Raw genomic sequence first — 22,679 nt, 5'->3', positions numbered from 1 at the left:
AGCTTAGCACGCCGTTTTTCGGCGCGCGAGCCTGCTCAGACTTTCTGTATAGCAGGCATATGCCTGTGCATATGCTGCCTGCACTCAGGCTTTGTGGCTGTAGTCGCGTGCGCCAAAAATGCCGCTGCCCACCCGCACCATGGTGCTGCCTGCCGCAATCGCGGTGTGCATATCGGCGGTCATGCCCAGGCTGATGGTGTCAAACCGCTCCAGCCCCGCCATGCCGCTGGCACGAATGTCCTCAAACACCTGCACCACCTTGCGGTGCACCTGCAGCATGGCTGCGTCATCCGCCTGTGGGTCGGGGATGCTCATCACCCCGCGCAGCTGCAGACGCGGCAGCTGCGTGATGACGTGTGCCAGCTCCAGCGCCTGCTGCGGCGTACAGCCTGACTTGGTGCTGCCGCCATCCACATTCACCTGAATGCATACCTGCAGCGGTGGCAATTCCTCAGGACGCTGGTCATTGAGGCGCTGGGCAATCTTGTCGCGGTCAACGGTGTGTGCCCAGTCAAAGTGCTGGGCCACCAGCTTGGTCTTGTTGCTCTGGATGGGGCCAATGCAGTGCCAGACCAGCGCTGGCACATCCACCATGGCACGCACGGCAGCAATTTTGTCTACGCCTTCCTGGATGTAGTTTTCCCCAAAGGCACGCTGGCCAGCCAGTGCGGCCTCACGCACGGCTTCGGCCGGAAAGGTCTTGGACACGGCCAGCAGCGACACTTGTGTGGGCTGTCTGCCGCACTTTTGACATGCTTCATGAATCTGCGTGTGAACGCTTTGGAGCTTGTTGGCAATCGTGGTCATAATCTTTTGAAGCGTACCAAACCATCCTGCCACTGAGCGCAATTCGCCGGGCAAGGTGGCACAAAACCATGTGAGATTCAGAGAGGGAGAACTGCAGTGGACATCACCACCCTGCTAGCGTTTAGCGTCAAGAACAAGGCCTCTGACCTGCACCTTTCCGCAGGGCTGCCTCCCATGATCCGCGTGCACGGGGATGTACGCCGCATCAATGTGGACCCGCTGGACCACAAGACCGTGCACGCCATGGTCTACGACATCATGACGGACAGCCAGCGCAAGGCCTATGAAGAGCATCTGGAGGTGGACTTCTCGTTCGAAGTTGCCGGGCTGGCGCGCTTTCGTGTCAATGCCTACAACCAGTACCGTGGCGCAGCGGCCGTGTTCCGTACCATTCCCAGCAAGATCCTGACGCTGGAAGACCTCAACGCCCCCAAGATCTTTGCCGATCTGGCGCTCAAGCCCCGTGGTCTGGTGCTGGTCACCGGCCCTACCGGCTCGGGTAAATCGACCACGCTGGCGGCCATGGTGGACTACCTCAACAGCAACCAGCACGGCCACATTCTGACGGTGGAGGACCCCATCGAATTCGTGCACACCTCCAAGAAAAGCCTGGTCAACCAGCGTGAGGTAGGCCCCATGACGCATTCCTTCTCTGCCGCCCTGCGCTCTGCCCTGCGTGAAGACCCGGACTGCATTCTGGTCGGCGAAATGCGTGACCTGGAAACCATTCGCCTGGCCATGACCGCCGCCGAAACTGGCCACCTGGTCTTCGGCACCCTGCACACCTCCAGTGCTGCCAAGACCATCGACCGTATCATCGACGTCTTCCCCGCCGAAGAAAAAGAAATGGTGCGCGCCATGCTGTCGGAATCGCTGCAGGCCGTGATTTCGCAGACGCTGTGCAAGACCAAGGACGGCAATGGCCGCGTGGCAGCGCACGAAATCATGATTGGCACCAGCGCCATCCGCAATCTGATCCGTGAAGCCAAGGTGGCACAGATGTACTCGGCCATTCAGACCGGCTCCAACGTGGGCATGCAGACCCTGGACCAGTGCCTGACCGATCTGGTGCGCCGCAATGTGATCAGCGCTGCCGAGGCACGCAGCAAGGCCAAGTCGCCCGAGAACTTCCCCGGTTAAGCCCTAGCGATTGGAGACATCAGCCATGGAACGCGATCAGGCCAGCAAATTCATCAACGACCTGCTCAAACTGATGGTGGCGCGCAAGGGCAGTGACCTGTTCATCACGGCCGACTTTCCGCCCGCCATCAAGGTGGACGGCAAGGTCACACGCCTTATGGACCAGCCTCTGGTGGCCGCACACACGCTGACGCTGGCGCGCTCCATCATGAGTGACCGCCAGGTGGCAGAGTTTGAGCGCACCAAGGAGTGCAACTTCGCCATCTCGCCAGCAGGCATCGGACGCTTTCGCGTCAACACCTTCATGCAGCAGGGGCGCGTAGGCATGGTGCTGCGCCGCATTCCTGCCGACATTCCTTCGATTGACCGCATGGGCCTGCCCCAGGTGCTCAAGGAGGTAGCCATGACCAAGCGTGGCCTGTGCATCTTTGTGGGTGCGACAGGCTCGGGCAAGTCCACCTCGCTGGCCGCCATGGTGGACTGGCGCAATGAGCACTCCGAAGGCCACATCATCACCATCGAAGACCCCATCGAATTCGTGCACCCACACAAGAACTGCATCGTCACGCAGCGCGAAGTGGGGCTGGATACCGACAGCTGGGAGGCTGCGCTCAAGAACTCCCTGCGCCAGGCGCCGGATGTCATTTTGATGGGCGAAATCCGCGACCGCGAAACCATGGAGCACGCCATCGTGTTCTCGGAAACCGGTCACCTGTGCCTGGCCACCTTGCACGCCAACAGCGCCAACCAGGCGCTGGACCGCATCATCAACTTCTTCCCCGAAGAGCGCCGCGAACAGCTGCTGCTGGACCTGTCGCTGAACCTGCGCGCCATGATCTCGCAGCGCCTGCTGGCACGTGAGAACGAAAAGGGCCGTGTGGCGGCCATGGAAGTGCTGCTCAATACGCCGCTGATTTCTGACCTGATCGCCAAGGGCGATGTGGTGGAAATCAAGGAAATCATGAAGAAAAGCCGCGAACTGGGCATGCAGACCTTTGACCAGGCCCTGTTTGACCTCTACGACAGCGGCACCGTCAGCTACGAAGACGCGCTGCGCAATGCGGACTCAGTCAACGACCTGCGCCTGCAGATCAAGCTGCACAGCAAGCGTGCGCACAACCCCAATCTGGCGGCTGGCACCGAGCACTTCCGCCTGCTGTAGACCTGCCCCCTGCCCTCAGCAGCCAACGCGCATAAAAAAATCCCGGACGTCCCGGGATTTTTTTATCAGCTTGCAACTGCCATCATTTCACCGGCGTGATTTCCACGACAGGCTCCGCTTCCTGCACTGCAGGTGCGGCAGTGCCCTGCTTTTCCAGGGCTTCCTCGCGGGCCTTGTAGTTGGCCAGATCGTCTTCGCTGATGGTTTCAAACACGCGCACCACCTTGCTCACGCCATTGACGCCACGCGCAATTTCCGCCGCACGCTTGGACTCGCGGGGCGTCACAATGCCCATCAAATAGACCACGTTCTGCTCGGTCACCACCTTGATGGTGTTGGCCTGCAAGTCCTTGGCATCCAGGAAGCTGGCCTTGACCTTGCTGGTGATGAAAGCGTCCTTGGAGCGCTGGCTCAGCGAAGACACAAAAGGCACGACCTGCACTTCGTTCACCACGCGACGCACGTTCTCCACGCTGGCCACGGCACGCTCCAGCGCTTCCTTCTGCGCAGCCGTGCGTACTTCGCCGGTAATCATGGCCGTGCGGTTAAAGCTGGTCACGCTGGCGCGGGAGCCTTCGGGCAGGATTTCGCGGATCTTGGCCGCAGCCTTTTGCTCAATGCGTTCGTCTTCCACAATCATTCCAGAGGTGCGGCGGTCCGTCGCCACCATGGCCGTGGTCACGGCGCCACCACCCAGCACCAGTGGCACACAGGCCGTCAGGCTGCCCAGCAGCAAAGTACCTCCCAGTACCGCTACCCCTGTTCGATACCATTGTTTTTTCATCACATCTCCTGTTCGCCCAGCAACTGGGTATCCACACCATCGCACAAACAATTGAGCACCAGGTCATGCACCTCACGCACGCGCGCAGGGCGCTCGTGGGGCACACAGATCAGCGTATCGGTTTCACGCATGCGGCCCGCCAGCGCACCACCGGTATGACCAGTCAGGGCCACCACCATCATGTCGCGCTCGTGGGCGGCCTCCACCGCATCCAACAGACAGGTTTCATTGCCGGTAATGGAAATCACCAGCAGCACATCGCCAGCCTGGCCCAGCGAACGCACCTGCCGCGCCAGATAGTGGTTGGACAGACTGGGCGTACCCGCAATGGTTCCCAGATAGCCGCTGTCCGAGGTCAGTGCCACCGCTGCCAGCTCCGGCCGATCACGCTCGAAGCCGCTGACGCACAGGCCTGCAAACATCTGTGCCTGGCTGGCCGATGCCCCCGTGCCGCAGGCCAGAATCTTGCCGCCGCCGGTGATGCTGGCAACCAGCGCCTGAATGGCAGAGGCAATGGGCAGACTCAGCGCTTGTGCGGACTGGTACTTCAGGTCCGCGCTGTCGATGAAATGTTGTTGAATTTGTTGATCAAGCATGGGGTGGTGATGATAACTGTGGGCTTTCTCGGATTTTGTAGCGTTCAGTAAGGGACTGCATCGCCTTGCCGCAGTTCCCGCAGGCAGACCCGTGGTCAGTCTGCCTCAAATGCCGATGCAATCCACTGCAGCTGGCCTGCGTCCATCAGCACCACATCAAAGCGGCAGGCTGCTGCACTGCCCTGCGCCTGCAGCCAGCACTGCGCGGCATGGATGAGCCGCTGACGCTTGGCATGGCCAATGCTGCCACCTGCACCACCAAAGCCGGTGTGACTGCGGCTGCGCACTTCCACAAACACCACCGTGCCATCTGCGGCTTGCAGGATTAAATCAATCTCACCCCCTCCGCGTCCGGGCGTTCGATAATTACGCGCTAACAACCGCAGGCCTTGTGCCTGCAGATAGGCCAGTGCCTGATCTTCAGCCTGCTGCCCCTTGCTGCATGTGCTCTGCATCTGAGCGTCCGTGTGGGTAGCTGCAGCCGTGCTGCGCCCACGCTGCCACCAACGCATACCTCCCCCTCCCCCTTGTAGCAATGGCTGTCATGACGCTGCCCCCTTAAACAAGTTGTAGCCCAGCGCCTGTGCCACATGGGCCACCATTTTCTGCCCACGCACGCTGTTGCCCACACTGTCCAGCGGTGGCGAAAACGCTGCAATTCCCATTACGCCAGGTACGACCGCCACAATGCCGCCACCTACGCCACTCTTGCCAGGCAGGCCCACGGCATACGCCCAGTCGCCCGAGCTTTCATACATGCCCTCCATCATCATTTCGGCCAGAATTTTGGGTACATGCGCGGCCTGCAGCACGCGCTGGCGGGTCAAGGGGTTCACACCTGCTGCAGCCAGCGTCGCCCCCATGGTGGCCAGCTCCAGCGTGTTCAGCAAGGTTGAGCACTGGCGCGTATACACATCACAGGCCTCCATGGGGTCGCAATACATATAGCCTGCTGACTGCAGCAGCCATGCAATTGCACGGTTGTGCCCATTGGTGCTCTGCTCGGAATCGTTCAGCGATGGTGACAGTGCGATCTCGCTGGAACCCATGGCCTGCTGCATCTGCAGCATGCGCTGCCAGCGCTCTTCCACGGAAGCTGCCTTAACCAGGCTGGTCGCCGCCATGGCACCAGCATTCACCAGCGGTGACAGGGGCTTGCCGCCATGTAGCTCCAGTGCAATGACCGAGTTGAAAGGCAAGCCGGTAGCCTGCGCACCAATCTTGCTGTGGATGGCTTCAGCCCCCCAGTCTTCCAGCGCCAGTGCCAGCGCGCAAACCTTGGAGATGGACTCCAGCGCAAAGCGGTACTGTGCATCCCCTGCGGTAGCCACTTGCCCTGCAGCCGTCACCACAGCGATGGCTGACAAATGGCTGGGAATGTCTGCCAGAAAGGGAATGTAGTTGGCATTGGCGCCGCCCTGGGCCTGCCCGTGGGCTTGATACGCGGTCTGCACTGCCGCCTGTACGGCTTCGAAATCTCGCATGTCATTTTCCTCCTGATGCACTGTCCCCCCCTCACGCAAGCATTCTTTCTCGCCAGGCAAGGCCATAGCATGGGGTATAGCACAGGCGCTGCGGGCCGCATATCTGAGCACTGATACGTACAATCTGCGCCACTGCATGAAGGGGCCTTGGCGCCCCATTTCAAGGAACAACATTGAGTGCCTCTTTTGCATCGGCATTGACAGCAGCGCGTGATGCAGCTGCCTCGCAAAATTATCCACAAGGCGTGCTCTACGTCATCGCCACGCCTATCGGCAATCTGGCCGACATCTCGCTGCGCGCCCTGCACGTGCTGCAGATCGTGGACGCCATTGCCTGCGAAGACACACGCCACACCCAGGGCATGCTGCGCAGCTACGGGCTGGACCGCCCCGGCAGCCAGCTGCTGGCCGTGCACCAGCACAACGAGGCCGAGGCCGCCGCAGGCATCATTGCCCGCCTGCAGCAAGGCCAGCGCATTGCCTATGTGAGCGATGCTGGCACTCCCGGTGTGAGCGACCCCGGCGCGCGCCTGTGCGCTGCGCTGCAGGCCCACGGCCTGCGCGCCATGCCCCTGCCCGGTGCCAGCAGCGTGACCAGCGCCATCAGCGTGGCAGGCTGCGTGCCCCCCGGCCAGACCGATGGCGGCTTTGTGTTTGCCGGTTTTCTGCCCACCAAAAATGCCGAGCGCCAGGCGGCCGTGCAAAAGCTGGCGGCAGAGCCGCGCTGCACCGTGCTGCTGGAAGCGCCACACCGCATTCAGGACATGGTCAAGGCCCTGGCCGTGCTGGGAGAGCGCAAGGTGACGCTGGCGCGCGAAATCACCAAGCAGTTTGAGCAGGTGAGCACCCATGCCGCGCAGGACGTCGCCGCCTGGCTGGAAGCCGAAGCCACGCGCAGCAAGGGCGAGTTCGTCATCGTGCTGCACCCGGTGGAGCTGCAGCAGGAAAACGGCGAAGCCGAGCGCGTATTGCGCCTGCTGCTGGCTGAGCTGCCGACCAAGACGGCCGTCAAGCTCACCGCCGAAATCACCGGCGCCAACCGCAACACCTTGTATGAGCGCGCGCTGGAGCTCAAACGCGCTGCGGAAGGCGACGAGGAATAACAGCCAAATTGGCCGCTAGCGCTGATGCAGCAAGCGCTGGCAGCTATGGTTTTCAGGCGTAGGCCAGACCTGCCGCCACGCCACCGAACAGGTCACCGGCGACCTGTGGCGTGGTCGGGAAGGCCAGCTTCAGCGCATCACGCAGGGTCTGCAGGGCCGACGAACCACCGGTCAGATACAGCGCAGTGATCTGCTCCTTGCGCAGACCGGCCTTGTTCACGCATTCCTGCGCGCACTTGACCACCTCAGCCAGCAGGGCCTGCAGGTGCTGCTCCAGCCCTTCAGGCGTAATTTGCGCAGCCAGACCACTTTCCACCCAGCCCAGATCCAGCGGCGCCACGGCAGCCGTGCTGGATGCGGTGATCTTGCCCTGCTCCACGGCATCGGCCAGGCGGTGGCCAGCTTGTTCTTCGAGTACCCGCATCAGGCGGGCATGCAGATGGCGGTCGCTGTAGTCGCTGCGCAGTGCCTCGGCCTCACGCAGTGCCTTGGCGGTATAGAGCCACTGAATCAGGTGCCAGGTGGACAGGTCATAGAACACGCGGCTGGGCACTTCGCGGCCGCTGGGGCCGTGGTGGCCCAGGCCCAGCAGAGGCTGCACTTCGGCAACGTTGAGCTTGTGGTCAAAGTCCGTACCGCCAATGTGCACGCCCGTGGTGGCGAGGATGTCCTGCGTACGGTCCCGTTTGCCTGCGTGCTGCGGGCCCAGGCGCACCACGGTGAAGTCCGACGTACCGCCGCCAATGTCCACCACCAGAATGCAGGCCTCTTCGCTCAGGCGCTGCTCATAGTCCAGCGCTGCCGCAATGGGCTCCAGCTGGAAAGCCACTTCCTGGAAACCTGCCGTGTGCGCGGCAGCTTCCAGCGAAGCCTGTGCCTGCGCATCACGCTCGGGGTTTCCATCCACAAAGTGCACGGGGCGGCCCAGCACCACACGCTCAGGCATGCCGCCCATGTGCTGCTGCGCCTGCTCAGCCATGAGCTTGAGGAAGATGGCAATGATGTCCTGGTAACTCACCAGCTGGCCGTGCACTGCCGTCTTGTCCTGCAGCAGGCTGCTGCCCAGCAGGCTTTTGAGCGAGCGCATCAGGCGGCCTTCTTCGCCCGCCAGGTATTGCCGCATGGCATCACGGCCATAGTGCGTGCTGTGGTCTTCGTAGTGAAAGAACAGCGCCGTGGGCATGGCCGCTGCCTTGCCTTCCAGCGGCACCAGCTGTGCGCTCTGCCCGGCGGTGCGCCATGCCATGGCGGAGTTGGAAGTACCAAAGTCAATACCCAGCGTGGTGTGCGGAAGAATGTGCATGCAAGAAATCCAGAGAGGGCAGCCCTCTATCAAAACAAGAGCTGCCAGCGCTGATAAAACAAGCTTTTAAGATACTTTTCTCTTTAAAAGCAAGTGTTTATCAGCGCTGGCAGCTATTTTTCTGATACTGCCTGATCAAACAAAGGGGCGCTATTGTGGCAGCTTGGGGAAAGCCTTGCTGGTCTTTCAGCATGCGCATACCAGCAGAAAGCTACCCTGCGAAACTCGACTTCACTCCTGCATCGCGACGCTTGTGCATGCGCGGGGAAGGCAGTGGCTATGCTGTCTGCTTTCGGCCAGCAGCAGACACTGCGACTAATGCTTTTGAGTGCCCTAGCCGTCCCTTTTCTTTATCTGCTGGAGTTTCGATGAATTCGGTACGGTCAATCAGTGCTGCTTTCGGCTTGGCAATAGCCAAATCCAGTCTGGTTTCCCCGGATATAGACGGTGGTTTCGAGGTACCGCGCCAAGCCGCTTGAAAAAACTCTCGTGGTCAGCAGAGTAACTAATCTCGCTAAAAACAATAGTCTCCGTTTGGAACTCGTCTTGGAGGGCTTTCGCAAGACCACGTGCAAGTGCAATGCCAAAACCTTTTCCAATAAATTCTCTCTCAATCGCAATGTGTTCTACTTTAAAGATCTTGCCATCATCGAGTAAATACCATTGGTGAATATATGCGATTTGCTTACTGTTGATTTTCACATATAGGTTCGGAGTGGAAGCGCTAACATCCTGCAATGATCCAATGCATTCGCTCCCTTGATAGGGGAAGGCGTAGTGAAGAAGTTGATGCTCCAATACCTGCCTTACCTCATTGTCTTTCAGTGTACATATAGGCGATTTTGGTTTGAGGAACCATGGCATCTTTAAAGCCATTGCACGTCCTTCGTCGATTGATAATTGCGACCCTTGTACTAAGTCTTATCGCATGCCTGAATTATTTCGTAGATCACTTGCAAGTGCGTCAGAGAACGCAATAAATTTCTTTATGTCCAAGACTTTTGTGCATGATCGGAGCGTGTTTTTTGCAAGAGGAAAACTCGGTGACGATGGCAGCGGAGCTGTCTATGCCTACTACGATGAACACGGAAAAGCACTCTATGTAGGGCAGTCAGGTCGAACGATCAAGTCCCGAATGCATGACCAAACCTCTCCACACAAGAAAACGTTATGGTGGGAAACTTGGAAAACAATGCGGTTCGTACAGGTGCGAGATTGCACTGATAGGCTTACTCTGGAACTGCTCTTAATACTTGCGCTTCAACCCGCTTTCAATACTAAGCCAGGTCCTAGGATGCTAGCCACCATGTTCGAGAATGCTGATGGCTTGAAAGCACCCGTCTAACCTAGAGGTTGACTCGTGGTGAAAGCCCTGGGTTCGGGTGCAAACCTAATCAGCCAGCGAGTAAAGCAAGCCTAGCCTTACCACGGTCATGAATGTGGTGCCCGCCCTAGGACTGCAGAAGAATATCAGTCCTTAGCTATTTGCTGAAAGCTGCAAAGGGTCCCAAGTGACAGCCCCAAACGGCCATGAGCAGGCGTTCGATTTATTGATTCCTATGCCTTAATAATGGCTGTTGGTGGGAAGTATTCGTAGCCGAAGAGTTCCTCGGTGAACGTGTTTAACGAAGATCGTTACATGGCAAAGTTGAAATCAGAGCGACATCATTGGTGGCCTGAGTGCGTGTCTCGACACTGGGCTGGGGAAGATGGCAAGACTGGCTGGCTCAAGCCAGACGGAACTACTGTGCGAATACCTCCTGCCAGGCTGGGTGTCATAGGCAACGGGCACCACATCAAGCTGGGGCAGAACAATGAGGACACCTCTTGGGATCAGTCCTTTGAACGCGTATTCGATAGAGCTGATAGTGCTTTCCCAGACTTGATTCGCTGGCTAGGAGACTTGGAGCGTAGGCCTGTCCGTGACGTACCCGAGCTGAGACAGCGCTTCATCGCGAACCCTTGCTCTGACGCCGACTTGACTCGCATAACGGAATGCGTCGTATCTCTGGTCGTACGAGGGCCTATGAATCGTGAGGGGTGCATCACTTTGGCTGAAAAAATCCGAGGCCCTCTTCCGACGCCTGAGCGTAATGCCCTGATCGGACTCAACATGAGGAACTCTCACCGCCTTATTGCCGATAGTATCGGGGCACACGCTAAATTCGTGGTTGTGTATTCGCAGGGCAAGGAGTTCGTTTTCGGAGATGGCTTCTTTCACAACCTGCGAAACATCCAGAACGCTCCGAGTTCACCTAAGTGCTTCGTGCCGATTACGCCGCACATCTGCGTTCTCGTGTGCCGTCCATCCAGCTACATGGTCAACCCGAAACTCACGACTCTAGTGCTAAACGACCACGAGGTCGACATCTGCAACAACACAGTGCAGGTCTATTCAAAGAACACGATCTTCTTCCGTTCGCAACAGCCCTTGCTAACTGAAGCGTTCCAGCAATGTCAGCATTTGATGTACTCGGATCCAGATAACCCCATCGATAGCCTGATCCACTGCATCCCAGGTATACCCAGCAGGGATACATCGTTGGATCACATATTCCACCGATATGGGCGCTGACCGGCGGTCGCTACTGTATGGTTTTTTTCTTACCGACGACCAAAGGACTGCTTTGGGTCGAGAGCAGGCTTTCAAGCAGAGCGATGCTGCTTGCTACCACCCCGCGCGCGCAAGCGTCGCGCGTGATCAAAATAAAAAATCAAATTTCCGGCGGCTGTCTGAGCGGAACGACGAAGGAGTGCAGCGAGTTCCGCCGGACAGCCGTCGGCAGACGCGCTTTTTGGTCACTTTTTGTCGCGCACAAAAAGTGACTCGCCTGCCGGGGCGAGACCCGGCCCCTCCCCTCAAGCACATCACCGCCACCTCAAATAACAAAAGCCACCCCAGCACAACAGCCAGGGTGGCTTTTTCTATCCAGCCGCTGAAAAGCACTTTTCAGCCCAGCGCATTACTGGGCTGACGCTGCCTCCAGCATGCCCCCACCCAGCGCCTTGAACAGATTGACCTCGCTGATGGCCTGCTGCAAAGCGGTTTGCACCACGCCCAGCTCGGCATTGAGCAGGCTGCGCTGGGCATCCAGCACGGTCAGATAGGCTTCCACGCCGTTGTCATAGCGCAGCTGGGCCAGGTCCAGGTACTTGCCAGAGGTTTGCAGCAGGTGCTGGTTGGCCTGCAGCTGCGTGCCAAAGGTTTTGCGGGCGGCCAGGCCATCTGCCACTTCGCGGAAGGCGGTCTGGATGGCTTTTTCATACTGCGCCACACGCATGTCTTTTTGCAGCGTGGCGTAGTCGAGGTTGGCCTTCAGGCGGCCACCGCTGAACAGCGGAATATTGATCTGGGGCGCAAAGCTCCAGGCACCCGAGCCGCCCTTGAACAGGCCGGACAGATCGCTGCTGGCCGTGCCCGCACTCGCGGTGAGCGAGATGCTGGGGAAGAAGGCCGCACGCGCCGCGCCGATGTTGGCGTTGGCGGCCTTGAGCTGCTGCTCGGCAGCCAGAATGTCCGGGCGCTGCGCCAGCACCTGCGAAGGCAGGCCCACGGGTAGTGCCGCAAACTGCCAGCGCTGCGGTGCCACGCGCGCATTGAGCACGGAAGCGGGCAGTTCGGCCCCCACCAGTGCCTGCAGGGCGTTCAGGTCCTGCTCCACGGCACGCTGCATCTGGGCGTGCTGGGCACGGGCGCTGTCCACGGCGGTCTGGGCCTGGTGCAGCTGCAGGTCGGAGGCAATGCCGTTTTCCACCTGCACCGCAATCAGCGCCAGCGCGTCTTCATTGGCCTTGACGGTGCGGGTCAGCACATCCAGCATCTGCTGGTTGGCCTGCCAGCTCATCCAGGCGCTGGCCGTGGCAGCGACCAGGCTCAGCTCGGTGGCCTTGCGCGTGCTTTCCATGGCCAGGTAGTTCTGCAGGGCCTGCTCGTTGAGCGACTTCACGCGGCCAAACAGGTCCAGCTCATAGGCGGCCACGCCCAGCCCCACGGTGTAGGTGCTGGAGATGACGGCATCTGGCGCACCCGCCACATCGGCAGGCACACGCTGGCGCGAGCCTGCGGCCTGTGCACCGATGGCAGGCGTGCTCTCGGCTTTCTGAATGCGGTAGAGCGCCTGAAAGGCTTCCACATTCAGCGCGGCAGCGCGCAGGTCGCGGTTGTTGGACAGCGTGAGGGCAATGACTTCGCGCAGCTCAGGGTTGGCAAAGAACTGCTGCCACTGCACGGCGGCGGCTTCGCTGCCTTGCGCCTGTGCGCTGGGCCAGGTGGCGGCCACGGGGGCGGCCGGGGTTTCATACTTGGGGGCCATGGAGCAGGCGCTCAACAGCCCCGCCAGCGCCAGAGCGCCGGTCAGGGTGTGCAATTTCATGCGTTTTTCTCCTCTGCTTCCGCAGCAGGTGTGCGCTTGCCAAAGCGTTCGGTGATATGACCAATCACGTAGAAGAACAGGGGCACAAAGAAGATGGCGAGGAAGGTACCCGCCAGGGTGCCGCCCACCACGCTGGTGCCGATGGAGTGCTGGCTGCCGCTGGATGCGCCCGTGGCAATGGCCAGAGGCACCACACCCAGCACAAAGGCCATGGAGGTCATGATGATGGGGCGCAGACGCAGGCGTGCAGCTTCCACGGCAGCGCGCATCAGCGGCTTGCCTTCGCGATGCAGCTCGCGTGCGAACTCCACGATCAGAATGGCGTTCTTGGCCGCCAGACCCACGGTGGTAATCATGCCGATCTGGAAGAACACGTCATTGGTCAGACCACGGCTCAGTGTGGCCAGCACAGCACCCAGAATACCCAGGGGCACCACCAGCATCACCGAGAACGGAATCGCCCAGCTTTCGTACAAGGCTGCCAGACACAGGAACACCATGAGCATGGACAGGGCCATGATCCAGGCGCTCTGGTTGCCCGCCTTGATTTCTTCATACGACAGGCCAGACCAGACCAGGTCCACACCCGGTGGCAGCTGCTGGGCCAGACCTTCGACCACGGCCATGGCTTCACCCGTGCTCACGCCGGGGGCTGTGCCACCGACGATCTGCACGGCAGGCACGCCGTTAAAGCGCTCCAGCTTGGCGGGGCCGTAGACCCACTTGCCGGTCGCAAAGGCGCTGAAAGGCACCATCTTGCCGGCGTCATTGCGCACATACCACTTGGCGAAATCGTCCGGACCCACGCGCGATTCCGCCTTGCCTTGCAGGAAGACCTTCTTCACGCGGCCACGGTCGATAAAGTCATTGATATAGGCCGAGCCCCAGGCAATCGACATGGTGGAGTTGATGTCCACCAGATTCAGACCCAGCGCACGCGCCTTTTCCTCGTCGATTTCAATCTGGAACTGTGGCTCGTCAGACAGACCGTTGGGGCGCACCATGGCCAGCTGTGGCGTCTGCGCCGCCATGCCCAGCATCTGGTTGCGCGCCTGCATCAGCACTTCGTGGCCCACGCCACCGTTGTCCTGCAGGTAGAAGTCAAAGCCTGTGGCATTGCCCAGTTCGATGATGGCTGGCGGCATGATGGGCACGATCATGGCGTCATTGATCTGGCTGACAAAGCCCCAGGTGCGGCCATGCAGCGCCTTGAGGTGCTGATCAGGGCGCTTGCGCTGCTCAAAGGGCTTGAGCTCCACGAACAGCAGACCAGAGTTCTGACCGCGACCGGCAAAGTTGAAGCCGTTCACCGACATCACGCCGTTGACCGTGTCCTTTTCGTTTTCCAGCAGGTGGTTCACCACCTTCTGCAGCACCTGCTCGGTACGGGCGGCCGAGGCATTGGGTGGCAGCTGTACCTGCACCATCATGGTGCCCTGGTCTTCTTCGGGCAAGAAGGCGGTGGGGATGCGCGCAAACAGCACCGCCAGTGCCACCAGCAGCAGCACATAGATCAGCAAGAACCACTTGTTGCGCTTCAAGATGCCTTCCACGCCCACGGCATAGCCGCTGGCACCGGCGTTGAACACGCGGTTGAACCACGCAAAGAACGCGGCAGGCTTCTTGCCGGGTACGGGTGCCTTCAGAATCGTCGCGCACAGGGCGGGCGTGAAGATCAGCGCCACCAGTACGGACAGGGTCATGGCAGCCGCAATGGTCACGGCAAACTGGCGGTAGATCACGCCGGTGGAGCCATCCATGAAGGCCATGGGCACAAACACGGCAGAGATCACCAGACCGATACCGACCAGCGCACCGGAGATCTGGCCCATGGACTTGATGGTGGCTTCCTTGGGCGAGAGATGCTCTTCGTGCATCAGACGCTCCACGTTTTCCACCACCACAATCGCGTCGTCCACCAGCAGACCAATTGCCAGCACCATGGCAAACATGGTCAGCAGGTTGATGGTGAAGCCCGCTGCCAGCAGGATGCCGAACGTACCCAGCAGCACCACAGGCACGGCCAGCGTAGGCACCAGGGTGGCACGGATGCTCTGCAGGAACAGCAGCATCACCAGAAACACCAGCACGATGGCTTCAAACAGGGTGTGGACCACCGAGTCGATGGACACCTGCACCACGGGCGAGGTGTCGTAGGGGAAGACCACCTTCACTCCGGGCGGGAAGTTGGGTTCCAGCTTGGCAATGGTGGCGCGCACGGCCTTGACCGCATCCAGCACATTGCCGCCGGTGGTCAGACGCAAGGCCAGTGCCGACGAAGGCTTGCCGTCAAACTTGCTGGAAATGGCGGTGAACTGGCCACCCAGCTGCACATCGGCCACGTCCTTGAGGCGCACCTGGGCACCATTGGGCTTGACCTTGAGCATGATCTCGCGGAACTCTTCTGCCGTCTTCATGCGGGTCTTGCCCAGCACGGTGGCCTGCAGCTGCACCTTGTCATTGATGGTGGGCAGACCGCCGAGCTGACCGGCAGACACCTGCACGTTCTGGCTCTTGACGGCAGCCATCACATCCGAAGGCGTGAGCTGGTGGGCATTGAGCTTGGCAGGGTCCAGCCAGATGCGCATGGCATATGGTGCACCAAACAGCGTGAAGTCACCCACGCCCTCGGTACGCGAGATGGGATCCTGCAGGTTGGTGGCAATGTAGTCCGCCAGGTCGGCCGAACTCATGGAGCCGTCTTCCGACACCAGGCCCACCACCAGCATGAAGTTCATCTGGTACTTGGCCACGCGGATGCCTTGCTGCTGCACTTCCTGCGGCAGCATGGGGGTGGCGAGGTTGAGCTTGTTCTGCACCTGCACCTGGGCGATGTCAGGGTCCGTGCCTTGCTCGAAGGTCACAACGATCTGCATGGAGCCATCCGACTCCGAAGCCGAGGTGATGTAGCGCAGGCCATCGAGGCCGTTGAGCTGCTGCTCGATCACCTGCACCACGGTGTCCTGCACGGCCTGTGCAGAAGCGCCGGGGTAGGTCACCGAAATCGAGATCGCGGGTGGTGCCACATTGGGGTACTGGTTGATGGGCAGGCCCTTGATGGCCAGCACACCCGCCAGCATGACCACAATGGCCACGACCCACGCAAAAATGGGGCGGTTGATAAAGAACTTGGACATGGCGTGCTTTCCTTATGCGCCCTTGCCCACGGCGTACAGGTCGGTCACGATGTCCACATTCGTGGCTGGCACGGGCTGCACGGGCATTTCGCCGCGCAGCTTCTGCAGGCCTTCGGTAATCACCTTCTCACCGGGTTGCAGACCACCTTCCACCAGCCAGGTATTGCCCACCGAACGGACCGCATTCACAGGGCGTGGCTTGGCGATGTTGTCTGCCCCCACCACCCAGACCATGGGCTTGCCCTGGGTGTTGCGCCACACGGCCTGCTGGGGCACGAGCAGAGCATCTTCCCTGGCGGTCGTCTGCACCTGGGCACGCACAAACATGCCGGGGCGCAGCAGGCCATCGGGGTTGGCAAAGGTGGCGCGCAGGGTCACGGAACCTGTGCCCTCATCCACATGCATTTCCGAAAACTTGAGCGTGCCCTGCACGGGATAGACGCTGCCGTCTTCCAGCAGCAGTCGCACCTGGGCGCTGCCCTTGGCATTCTCGGCACGCAGGCGCAGGATGTCGGTCATGGACTGCTGCATGTCCACATGGATGGGGTCCAGCTGCTGCACGGTGGCCATGGCCTGGGACTGGCCCACGCTGACCAAGGCGCCTTCAGTCACATTGGAGCGGCCGATATAGCCGGAGATGGGCGACAGCACCTTGGCATAGACGGTGTCGATGCGTGCCAGCTCGACGTCAGCCTGGGCATTGCGCCAGGCGCTCATGGCGTCGTCGTACTGCTGCTGGCTGATGGCGTTCTTCTCGCGCAGCACTTCGTAGCGCTTGGCCAGGTTCTCGGCACTTTGCAGCTGGGCCTGCGCCTTGGCCAGGCGGGCGTTCATGGTGGCGGGGTCAATCTGGTAGAGCGGCTGGCCCTTCTTGACCATGCTGCCTTCTTCAAACAGACGCTTTTGCACGATGCCGCTGGTCTGGGGTCGCACTTCCGCCACGCGCGAGGCCACGGTACGGCCGGGCAGCTCTGCATCCAGCGACACAGCCTGTGGCTGCACCTCATACACCCCCACGGCGGCAGGGCCGGGAGCACCGGCCTGCGCACCGGGCTTGTCACCACAGGCAATCAACGTGGCTGCGGCCGCCACGGCCAGCGCCGTGCGCACCACGTTTGGAAGCGTCACGCTCATGAATTCACTCTCCTCGCAAAAGCCAGCCCCTGCTGGCACATCAGGGTTAGACGACAAAAGGACGGTGCGCCTTGCGGTGCATCCGCCCTTTTACCTGTATCACATTGCGATTCAGTGTATCACTAGACGATCATTTTCGAGGGCATCACCACGGGCACAACCCTACGACCACAGAAGGCGATAAGCTCGGTGACTTGCATCCTTTCCCAACCTCTGCACAACTTCGAGATGGCCTGCCATGACCGAAAGCCCCGCTATTGATCCCGACGACCGCCAGCAATGTGGCATTCAGGTCATTGCGCGCATGAGCCGCATCATGCGTGTGCTCTCTGCCCACGGCCAGCCCTGCGGCATGAGTCTGGCTGCGATTGCGGCCGAGGTGGAGCTGCCGCGCTCGACGGTGCAGCGCATCATCAATGCGCTGGTGGTGGAAAACATCGTCGAGCCAGCGGGCAGCACCGGCTTTCGCATTGGCCCGGCGCTGGGGCAGATGCTGTACCAGTCGCACTCGGACATCGTTCCCGTGCTCAAGCCCTATGCAGAGCAGCTGTCGCTGAAGCTGCAGGAAACCGTCTGTCTGGTGCGGCTGCAGCAGCACCAGCTGCATGTGGTGGATGCCATCGTGGGTGAACAGGTGCTGCGCGTGGTGCCGCAGCTGGGCATGGCACCGCCACCGCAGACCACAGCACCCGGCAAGACGCTGCTGGCGCGCATGGATGACGCCTCGGTGCAGGAATGGGTGCGGCAATCAGGCGCGCCCAACGCCGTGCCGCTGAAGCAGCTGCTGCGGGAGATGGCCCAAATCCGCAGCCAGGGCTTTGCGCTGGACTATGACCAGGTGCTGCCTGGCGTGGCGGGGCTCGCGGTCTCTATTGACACCTACCGCGGCGCATATTCCATGGCCGTGCTTGCACCCACGGTGCGCATGCGCGAGAAGCTCGACAGCTTTCAGCGCGAGCTGTTCACGCTGCGCGATGCCATGGAAAAGCTGCTGGGCAAGCCCAGTCTGCTCGCCTAGGGCGTGTTCACGTAAACATTGGGTTCGTGCAGCCACGACAAGGCCGTCAATGCGCGACGCACGGTGCAGCGCGGGTGCGCACCCGCGCCAGGCGGGCAACACTGCAGGGGCGGCCTTGTCGTGGCTGCCCCTGATATTGAAATCACCAATGGGGTTGAAGGCTTGGGGCGGTCTGCGTTGTTGCGGTGGCTGGCAAGGCGCTCGGCATTGCTGCGCCACCGCGCCTAGCAGCCCATCCCCAAGCCTTCAACGCGAATTCCCAAGCTTTATGTGAACACGCCCTAGCACTTCCCTGCAGCGCCACTACATGGCCTTGGCCATCCACTCCGCAAAAGCCTGGCATTCCCAGCGGTCCATGGTGCCGGTGCGCCAGCACAGATAGTGGGCGTGGGGACTGGGGGCATCCAGATCAAACAGGCGTACCAGCGCGCCGTTGTCCAGCCATGGCGCGCCCAGCTTCAGCCGCACCGGGGCCACGCCCAGACCGGCGGCAGCGGCGTCACACAGCAGGCCAATGTCGTTGAACTGCGAGCCTTCCGAGGGCTCTGCCCAGTCCAGCCCTGCAGCCTGGAACCATGGCCGCCAGGACTCCAGCGGGCTGCGCAGTAGCGGCAGATCGCGCAGGTCTTCAGGGTGCTGGATCGGGCCATAGCGGCGCAGAAAGCCGGGGGAAGCCAGCGGGGTGTAGACATCGCGCGCGATTTCCATGTGCTCTACATCGGCGTAGTGGCCCATGCCATAGCGCACCATGAGGTCGGCATCTTCGGCCACCACATCCAGCAGCGGTATGGCCACCTGCAGAGCAATGTCGATTTCGGGATAAGCCTCGGTGAACTGCGCCAGCCGTGGAATCAGCATGCAACGCGCAAACGTGGGCGTGACGGCAATCTTCAGTCGCGCACGGCCCGGCGCCACCGGGTGGTTAGGGAAGCACTGCAGCGCACTCAGCCCTTCACGCACCTGCTGCAGATAGGCCTGGCCTTCGGTGGTGAGGGAAAAATCCGCCCGCCCGAACAGCTGGGTGCCCAGCGTCTGCTCCAGCTGGCGCACGCGGTGGCTGACCGCGCTGGGGGTGACGCTGAGCTCTTCCGCTGTGAGCGTGACGCTGCGCAGGCGCGCCAGTGCCTCAAAGGTCAGCAGACACTGGATGGGCGGAATGCGCCGCGCCAGACGGCTGTCAAAAAAGCGCGAGGGTCGCTGACCGCTGTGACGTGATGTGGACATGAAGGCACACGCTGTGTCTGAGTGAATATCTGCGCCATCTCTATGCTTTTAAAAGCACGTAGCGCTTGTGTCATCTGGTTTTGCAAATGTAATCATTCACAAAGCCAGAGACAACAAGCGCTAGACGCTTTTAATAAAAGAGCAGCCGTGCTTAGCGGAAGACGACGGTCTTGTGGCCGTTCAGAATCACGCGACGCTCGCTGTGCCACTTCACGGCACGGGCCAGCACCTGGCTTTCAGTATCCTGACCGCGTGTGGTCAGGTCTTCCACAGTGTCGGTGTGGTCGGCACGGGCCACGTCCTGCTCGATGATGGGGCCTTCGTCCAGATCGGCGGTCACGTAGTGGGCGGTCGCACCAATGAGCTTCACGCCACGTTCGTGGGCCTGGTAGTAAGGCTTGGCGCCCTTGAAGCTGGGCAGAAAGCTGTGGTGGATGTTGATGGCCTTGCCCGCCAGCTTTTGACACAGGTCATTTGAAAGCACCTGCATATAACGCGCCAGAACGACCAGCTCAGCGCCTTCCGCCTCGATAATCTCGTACTGCTTGGCCTCGGCCTGTGCCTTGGTGGCAGCCGTCACGGGGATGTGGTGGAAGGGGATGTTGTAGCTGGCTGCGAGCTGATAGAAGTCGCGGTGGTTGCTGATGATGGCGCGAATGTCGATCGGCAGCTGACCCGAACTCCAGCGGAACAGCAGGTCGTTAAGGCAGTGGCCTTGGCGACTGACCATGAGGACGGTCTTCATGCGCTCTTCCTGGGAGTGCAGGCTCCACTTCATCTCATAGGTCTGAGCCAGCTGCGCCGTGGCCTCTTTCAATGCGGCGATGTCTGTGTTCTCACAGGCAAACTGCACACGCATGAAGAAAAGGCCGGTCGCATTGTCGTTGTACTGGGAGGCTTCTTCGATATTGGCGCCCTGCTCCAGCAAGAAGCCGGAGACGGCGTGCACCAGACCGCGTCGGTCTGGGCAGGAAAGAGTAAGAATATAGGCTTGGGTCATAGCCCTGCAATTGTCGCAGCATGGCTGCAGTCAGTAATGAATTGAGGAAATACATGCAACAAGAGGGCGTTGACACCGTTGCACACATGGCACCGGGGCGTGCTTTTACGCTCTACCTGGTCGCCGGGCTGGTGTGGTTCGGCGCTGGTGACATCGGCCTGCCATGGCTCGTGCAAGACCGTGAAATGTATGTCCTGCTGCAGCGCTCACAGGACTACATCTTTGTGTTGCTGTCTGGCTGCTACGCGGCCTGGCTGATGTGGCGCATTCACAGCGGCGAAAAGCACCGCGCCAGCGTGGGTGAAGCGCTGGCCAAGAGTGAAGAGCGCCTGCGCCTGGCCCTGGAAGGCAGTGGCAGCGGCATGTGGGACTGGGATCTGGTGCAGGGCCGCCACACCTTCTCACCCAATGTGCCGGCCATGCTGCGCTACCAGGGCAGCGACTTTGACAAGGACTTTCAGCTGCTGCTGCGCCTGCACCCCAAGGATGCCAATCTGGTGCGGCAGCAGGCCTTTGATGCTTTGCACAAGGGCCTGCCCTTTGTCATGACCGTGCGTGTGCTGTGCTTTGACGGGCGGTACCGCTGGTTCGAAGCACGTGGCAACCGCTATCTGAATGAACAGGGCAAACCCATTCGCCTGTGCGGCATCGTGGCCGACAAGACGCAGCAGCGCGAGGAAGAAGATCGCCTGCGCCTGGCTGCGACTGTGGTGGACAACACCTCCGAAGGCATTGTGGTCACGGATGCGAACAGCCAGATTCTGTCCACCAACCCAGCTTTTTCCCGTCTGATGGGCTATAAAGCCAACGAGCTGATTGGCAAACGCCCTTCTGTGTTCAAGTCCGGCCGTCACGGCAAGGACTTTTACGACGCACTGTGGGACACGCTCAACCGCACCGGCCACTGGAGCGGAGAGATCTGGAACAAGCGCAAGAGCGGTGAAATCTTTCCAGAGCGCATGTCGCTCAGCGCCGTCAAGGATGCCAGCGGCAAGACCACGCACTATGTGTGCATGTTCACAGACATTTCCGAGGAAAAGCGGCGCGAGAAGCAGCTGGAGTTTCTGGCGCACCGCGATGCATTGACCGGGCTGCCCAACCGCGCCTGGTTCATGCAGGAACTCACGTGCATCACGGACACTGCGGCCCCACACACCCAGCAGCCCATGGCAGCCATCTTGCTCAATCTGGATCGCTTCAAGGATGTGAACGACAGCTATGGCCATGCCGTGGGCGACGAAGTGCTGCGCCACATCGCACGCCAGGTGCAGTCTGCGCTGCGCCCCGGTGATCTGATTGCCCGCATGGCGGGCGATGAAATCGTGGTGCTGGCCCGTGCGCTTAGCAGCCTTGAGGAGGCTTCGGACATGGCCGAGCAGCTCATTCAGGCCGCCGCCCAGCCCTGGAAGTCTCCCGACGGGTTTGAAGTGGTTGTCAGCGTGCGTGCAGGCATCTGCTGCTACCCCCTGCACGCACAGACGGCTGCCAGCCTGGTGCAGGGCGCCCACGCCGCCGTCTATGCGGCCAAGCAGGGCAAGGGCGGCAGCAAATACTGGTGCTTTTTCGATGACGCCATGCCCCAGGCCGCGCACGAGCGCATTGCGCTGGAAGCACGCCTGCGCAATGCGCTGGTACAGGGGCACCTGCAGCTGTACTACCAGCCACAGGTGGACATTGCCAGCAACCGCATCGTGGGCTGCGAGGCGCTGATCCGCTGGTTTGACCCCGTGGAGGGCATGATTTCCCCCGCGCGCTTTATCCCGGTGGCAGAGACGTCTGGCCTCATCGGCCCGCTCGGCACCTGGGTGCTGGAAGCCGCCTGCCACCAGGCACAGGCCTGGACACGCCAGGGGCTGCCTGCCATCTCGATGGCCGTGAACATCTCCATGCACCAGTTTCTGCTGACTGACATCGTGGGCGGTGTGCGTGATGCGCTAGGCAGCTCCCAGTGGCCTGCCTCGCAGCTGGAGCTGGAAATTACCGAAAGCGCACTGGCCGAGCGCCCCGAAGAAGCCCTGCAGGTGCTGCGCAAGCTCAAGGCCCTGGGCGTGCGCCTGGCCATTGATGACTTTGGCACAGGCTACTCGTCACTGGCCCACCTCAAGCGCTTTCCGATTGACCTGCTCAAGATCGACCGCAGCTTTGTGCAGGATATTCCCCACAGCAAGGAAGACATGGCCATCAGCCATGCCGTCATCGCCATGGGCCAGAGCATGGACATGCAGGTGCTGGCCGAAGGCGTGGAAACGGCCGCACAGCTGGAGTTTCTGCGCCAGCATGGCTGCCAGCTCTACCAGGGCTATTACTGCAGCAAGCCCCTGCCTGCAGCAGAGTTTGCCGCCCTGCTGCGCGAAGACATGCAGCGGCCCAACGAAAGCAACCACTCCTTCGATATCTGAGCTTCCGCCAGATAC

At 60.8% G+C, this 22,679-nt stretch carries 19 protein-coding genes; 7 read left to right on the top strand and 12 right to left on the bottom strand.

The window, feature by feature from the left end:
- Positions 1–84 precede the first annotated feature (84 nt).
- Complete coding sequence (locus tag B5M06_RS07165) at positions 85–807, bottom strand: YggS family pyridoxal phosphate-dependent enzyme (protein ID WP_058879971.1); 723 nt, start codon at positions 805–807, stop codon at positions 85–87.
- A 96-nt stretch (positions 808–903) separates the two neighbouring features.
- Here B5M06_RS07165 and B5M06_RS07160 point away from each other — a divergent pair, with 96 nt between their 5' ends.
- Both B5M06_RS07160 and B5M06_RS07155 read left to right on the top strand, forming a co-directional pair.
- Positions 904–1,947, top strand: coding sequence for a type IV pilus twitching motility protein PilT (locus B5M06_RS07160; protein WP_054065573.1), 1,044 nt, complete (start codon positions 904–906; stop codon positions 1,945–1,947).
- Between the two features lie 25 nt (positions 1,948–1,972).
- Positions 1,973–3,109 (top strand): PilT/PilU family type 4a pilus ATPase, encoded by a 1,137-nt coding sequence (locus tag B5M06_RS07155; protein ID WP_054065574.1) that lies wholly within the window; start codon positions 1,973–1,975, stop codon positions 3,107–3,109.
- An 82-nt stretch (positions 3,110–3,191) separates the two neighbouring features.
- Here B5M06_RS07155 and B5M06_RS07150 read toward each other — a convergent pair whose 3' ends face one another.
- The 4 genes from B5M06_RS07150 to glsA form a co-directional block, all read right to left on the bottom strand.
- Positions 3,192–3,893 carry a BON domain-containing protein gene (locus B5M06_RS07150; RefSeq protein ID WP_054065575.1) on the bottom strand — a complete coding sequence of 234 codons (702 nt, stop codon included), beginning with the start codon at positions 3,891–3,893 and terminating at the stop codon, positions 3,192–3,194.
- Positions 3,893–4,489, bottom strand: coding sequence for an SIS domain-containing protein (locus B5M06_RS07145; RefSeq protein ID WP_054065576.1), 597 nt, complete (start codon positions 4,487–4,489; stop codon positions 3,893–3,895). The genes B5M06_RS07150 and B5M06_RS07145 overlap by 1 nt, the downstream gene beginning before the upstream one ends.
- 95 nt (positions 4,490–4,584) lie before the next feature.
- Positions 4,585–5,001 (bottom strand): YraN family protein, encoded by a 417-nt coding sequence (locus B5M06_RS07140; RefSeq protein WP_077345456.1) that lies wholly within the window; start codon positions 4,999–5,001, stop codon positions 4,585–4,587.
- A gap of 30 nt (positions 5,002–5,031) precedes the next feature.
- A complete protein-coding gene (gene glsA, locus B5M06_RS07135) occupies positions 5,032–5,973 on the bottom strand; it encodes a glutaminase A (protein WP_054065587.1) in 942 nt (313 codons plus the stop codon).
- A gap of 173 nt (positions 5,974–6,146) precedes the next feature.
- On the opposite strand from glsA, the gene rsmI reads away from it, so the two are divergent.
- Entirely contained in the window at positions 6,147–7,076 is a 930-nt protein-coding gene (gene rsmI / locus B5M06_RS07130; protein WP_054065577.1) for a 16S rRNA (cytidine(1402)-2'-O)-methyltransferase, read from the top strand.
- Between the two features lie 52 nt (positions 7,077–7,128).
- On the opposite strand, the gene B5M06_RS07125 is transcribed toward rsmI, so the two are convergent.
- Both B5M06_RS07125 and B5M06_RS07120 read right to left on the bottom strand, forming a co-directional pair.
- Positions 7,129–8,379, bottom strand: coding sequence for an Hsp70 family protein (locus B5M06_RS07125; RefSeq protein WP_054065578.1), 1,251 nt, complete (start codon positions 8,377–8,379; stop codon positions 7,129–7,131).
- Between the two features lie 387 nt (positions 8,380–8,766).
- A complete protein-coding gene (locus B5M06_RS07120) occupies positions 8,767–9,255 on the bottom strand; it encodes a hypothetical protein (RefSeq protein ID WP_162777378.1) in 489 nt (162 codons plus the stop codon).
- A gap of 52 nt (positions 9,256–9,307) precedes the next feature.
- Between B5M06_RS07120 and B5M06_RS17720 the strand changes: the two genes are divergently transcribed.
- Together B5M06_RS17720 and B5M06_RS16980 are read left to right on the top strand one after the other, a co-directional pair.
- Positions 9,308–9,724 carry a GIY-YIG nuclease family protein gene (locus B5M06_RS17720; RefSeq protein WP_114070887.1) on the top strand — a complete coding sequence of 139 codons (417 nt, stop codon included), beginning with the start codon at positions 9,308–9,310 and terminating at the stop codon, positions 9,722–9,724.
- A 1,219-nt stretch (positions 9,725–10,943) separates the two neighbouring features.
- Positions 10,944–11,354, top strand: coding sequence for a hypothetical protein (locus B5M06_RS16980; protein ID WP_162777379.1), 411 nt, complete (start codon positions 10,944–10,946; stop codon positions 11,352–11,354).
- Here the strand turns inward: B5M06_RS16980 and B5M06_RS07105 are convergent.
- From B5M06_RS07105 to B5M06_RS07095, 3 genes are read right to left on the bottom strand one after another with little or no spacing between them, the layout of a single operon-like run.
- Positions 11,343–12,752: an efflux transporter outer membrane subunit gene (locus B5M06_RS07105; RefSeq protein ID WP_054065582.1), complete on the bottom strand. Its 1,410-nt coding sequence runs from the start codon at positions 12,750–12,752 to the stop codon at positions 11,343–11,345. The genes B5M06_RS16980 and B5M06_RS07105 overlap by 12 nt on opposite strands.
- Complete coding sequence (locus B5M06_RS07100) at positions 12,749–15,889, bottom strand: efflux RND transporter permease subunit (RefSeq protein ID WP_054065583.1); 3,141 nt, start codon at positions 15,887–15,889, stop codon at positions 12,749–12,751. The genes B5M06_RS07105 and B5M06_RS07100 overlap by 4 nt, the downstream gene beginning before the upstream one ends.
- A gap of 12 nt (positions 15,890–15,901) precedes the next feature.
- The gene (locus B5M06_RS07095) at positions 15,902–17,023 is read right to left on the bottom strand and encodes an efflux RND transporter periplasmic adaptor subunit (protein ID WP_054065584.1); all 1,122 of its coding nucleotides are present in this window, start codon (positions 17,021–17,023) and stop codon (positions 15,902–15,904) included.
- 238 nt (positions 17,024–17,261) lie between these two features.
- Between B5M06_RS07095 and B5M06_RS07090 the strand changes: the two genes are divergently transcribed.
- The gene (locus B5M06_RS07090; RefSeq protein ID WP_054065585.1) at positions 17,262–18,041 is read left to right on the top strand and encodes an IclR family transcriptional regulator; all 780 of its coding nucleotides are present in this window, start codon (positions 17,262–17,264) and stop codon (positions 18,039–18,041) included.
- Between the two features lie 303 nt (positions 18,042–18,344).
- On the opposite strand, the gene B5M06_RS07085 is transcribed toward B5M06_RS07090, so the two are convergent.
- Together B5M06_RS07085 and purU are read right to left on the bottom strand one after the other, a co-directional pair.
- Positions 18,345–19,265 carry a LysR substrate-binding domain-containing protein gene (locus B5M06_RS07085; RefSeq protein WP_054065050.1) on the bottom strand — a complete coding sequence of 307 codons (921 nt, stop codon included), beginning with the start codon at positions 19,263–19,265 and terminating at the stop codon, positions 18,345–18,347.
- Positions 19,266–19,416: 151 nt separating this feature from the next.
- Complete coding sequence (gene purU, locus B5M06_RS07080) at positions 19,417–20,265, bottom strand: formyltetrahydrofolate deformylase (RefSeq protein WP_054065049.1); 849 nt, start codon at positions 20,263–20,265, stop codon at positions 19,417–19,419.
- Positions 20,266–20,318: 53 nt separating this feature from the next.
- Here purU and B5M06_RS07075 point away from each other — a divergent pair, with 53 nt between their 5' ends.
- A complete protein-coding gene (locus tag B5M06_RS07075) occupies positions 20,319–22,664 on the top strand; it encodes a putative bifunctional diguanylate cyclase/phosphodiesterase (protein ID WP_240184016.1) in 2,346 nt (781 codons plus the stop codon).
- Positions 22,665–22,679 lie beyond the last annotated feature (15 nt).

The organism is Comamonas kerstersii, assembly GCF_002056725.1.
Lineage (GTDB): Bacteria > Pseudomonadota > Gammaproteobacteria > Burkholderiales > Burkholderiaceae_C > Comamonas > Comamonas kerstersii.
This window is presented reverse-complemented; position numbering and strand designations above follow the sequence as displayed.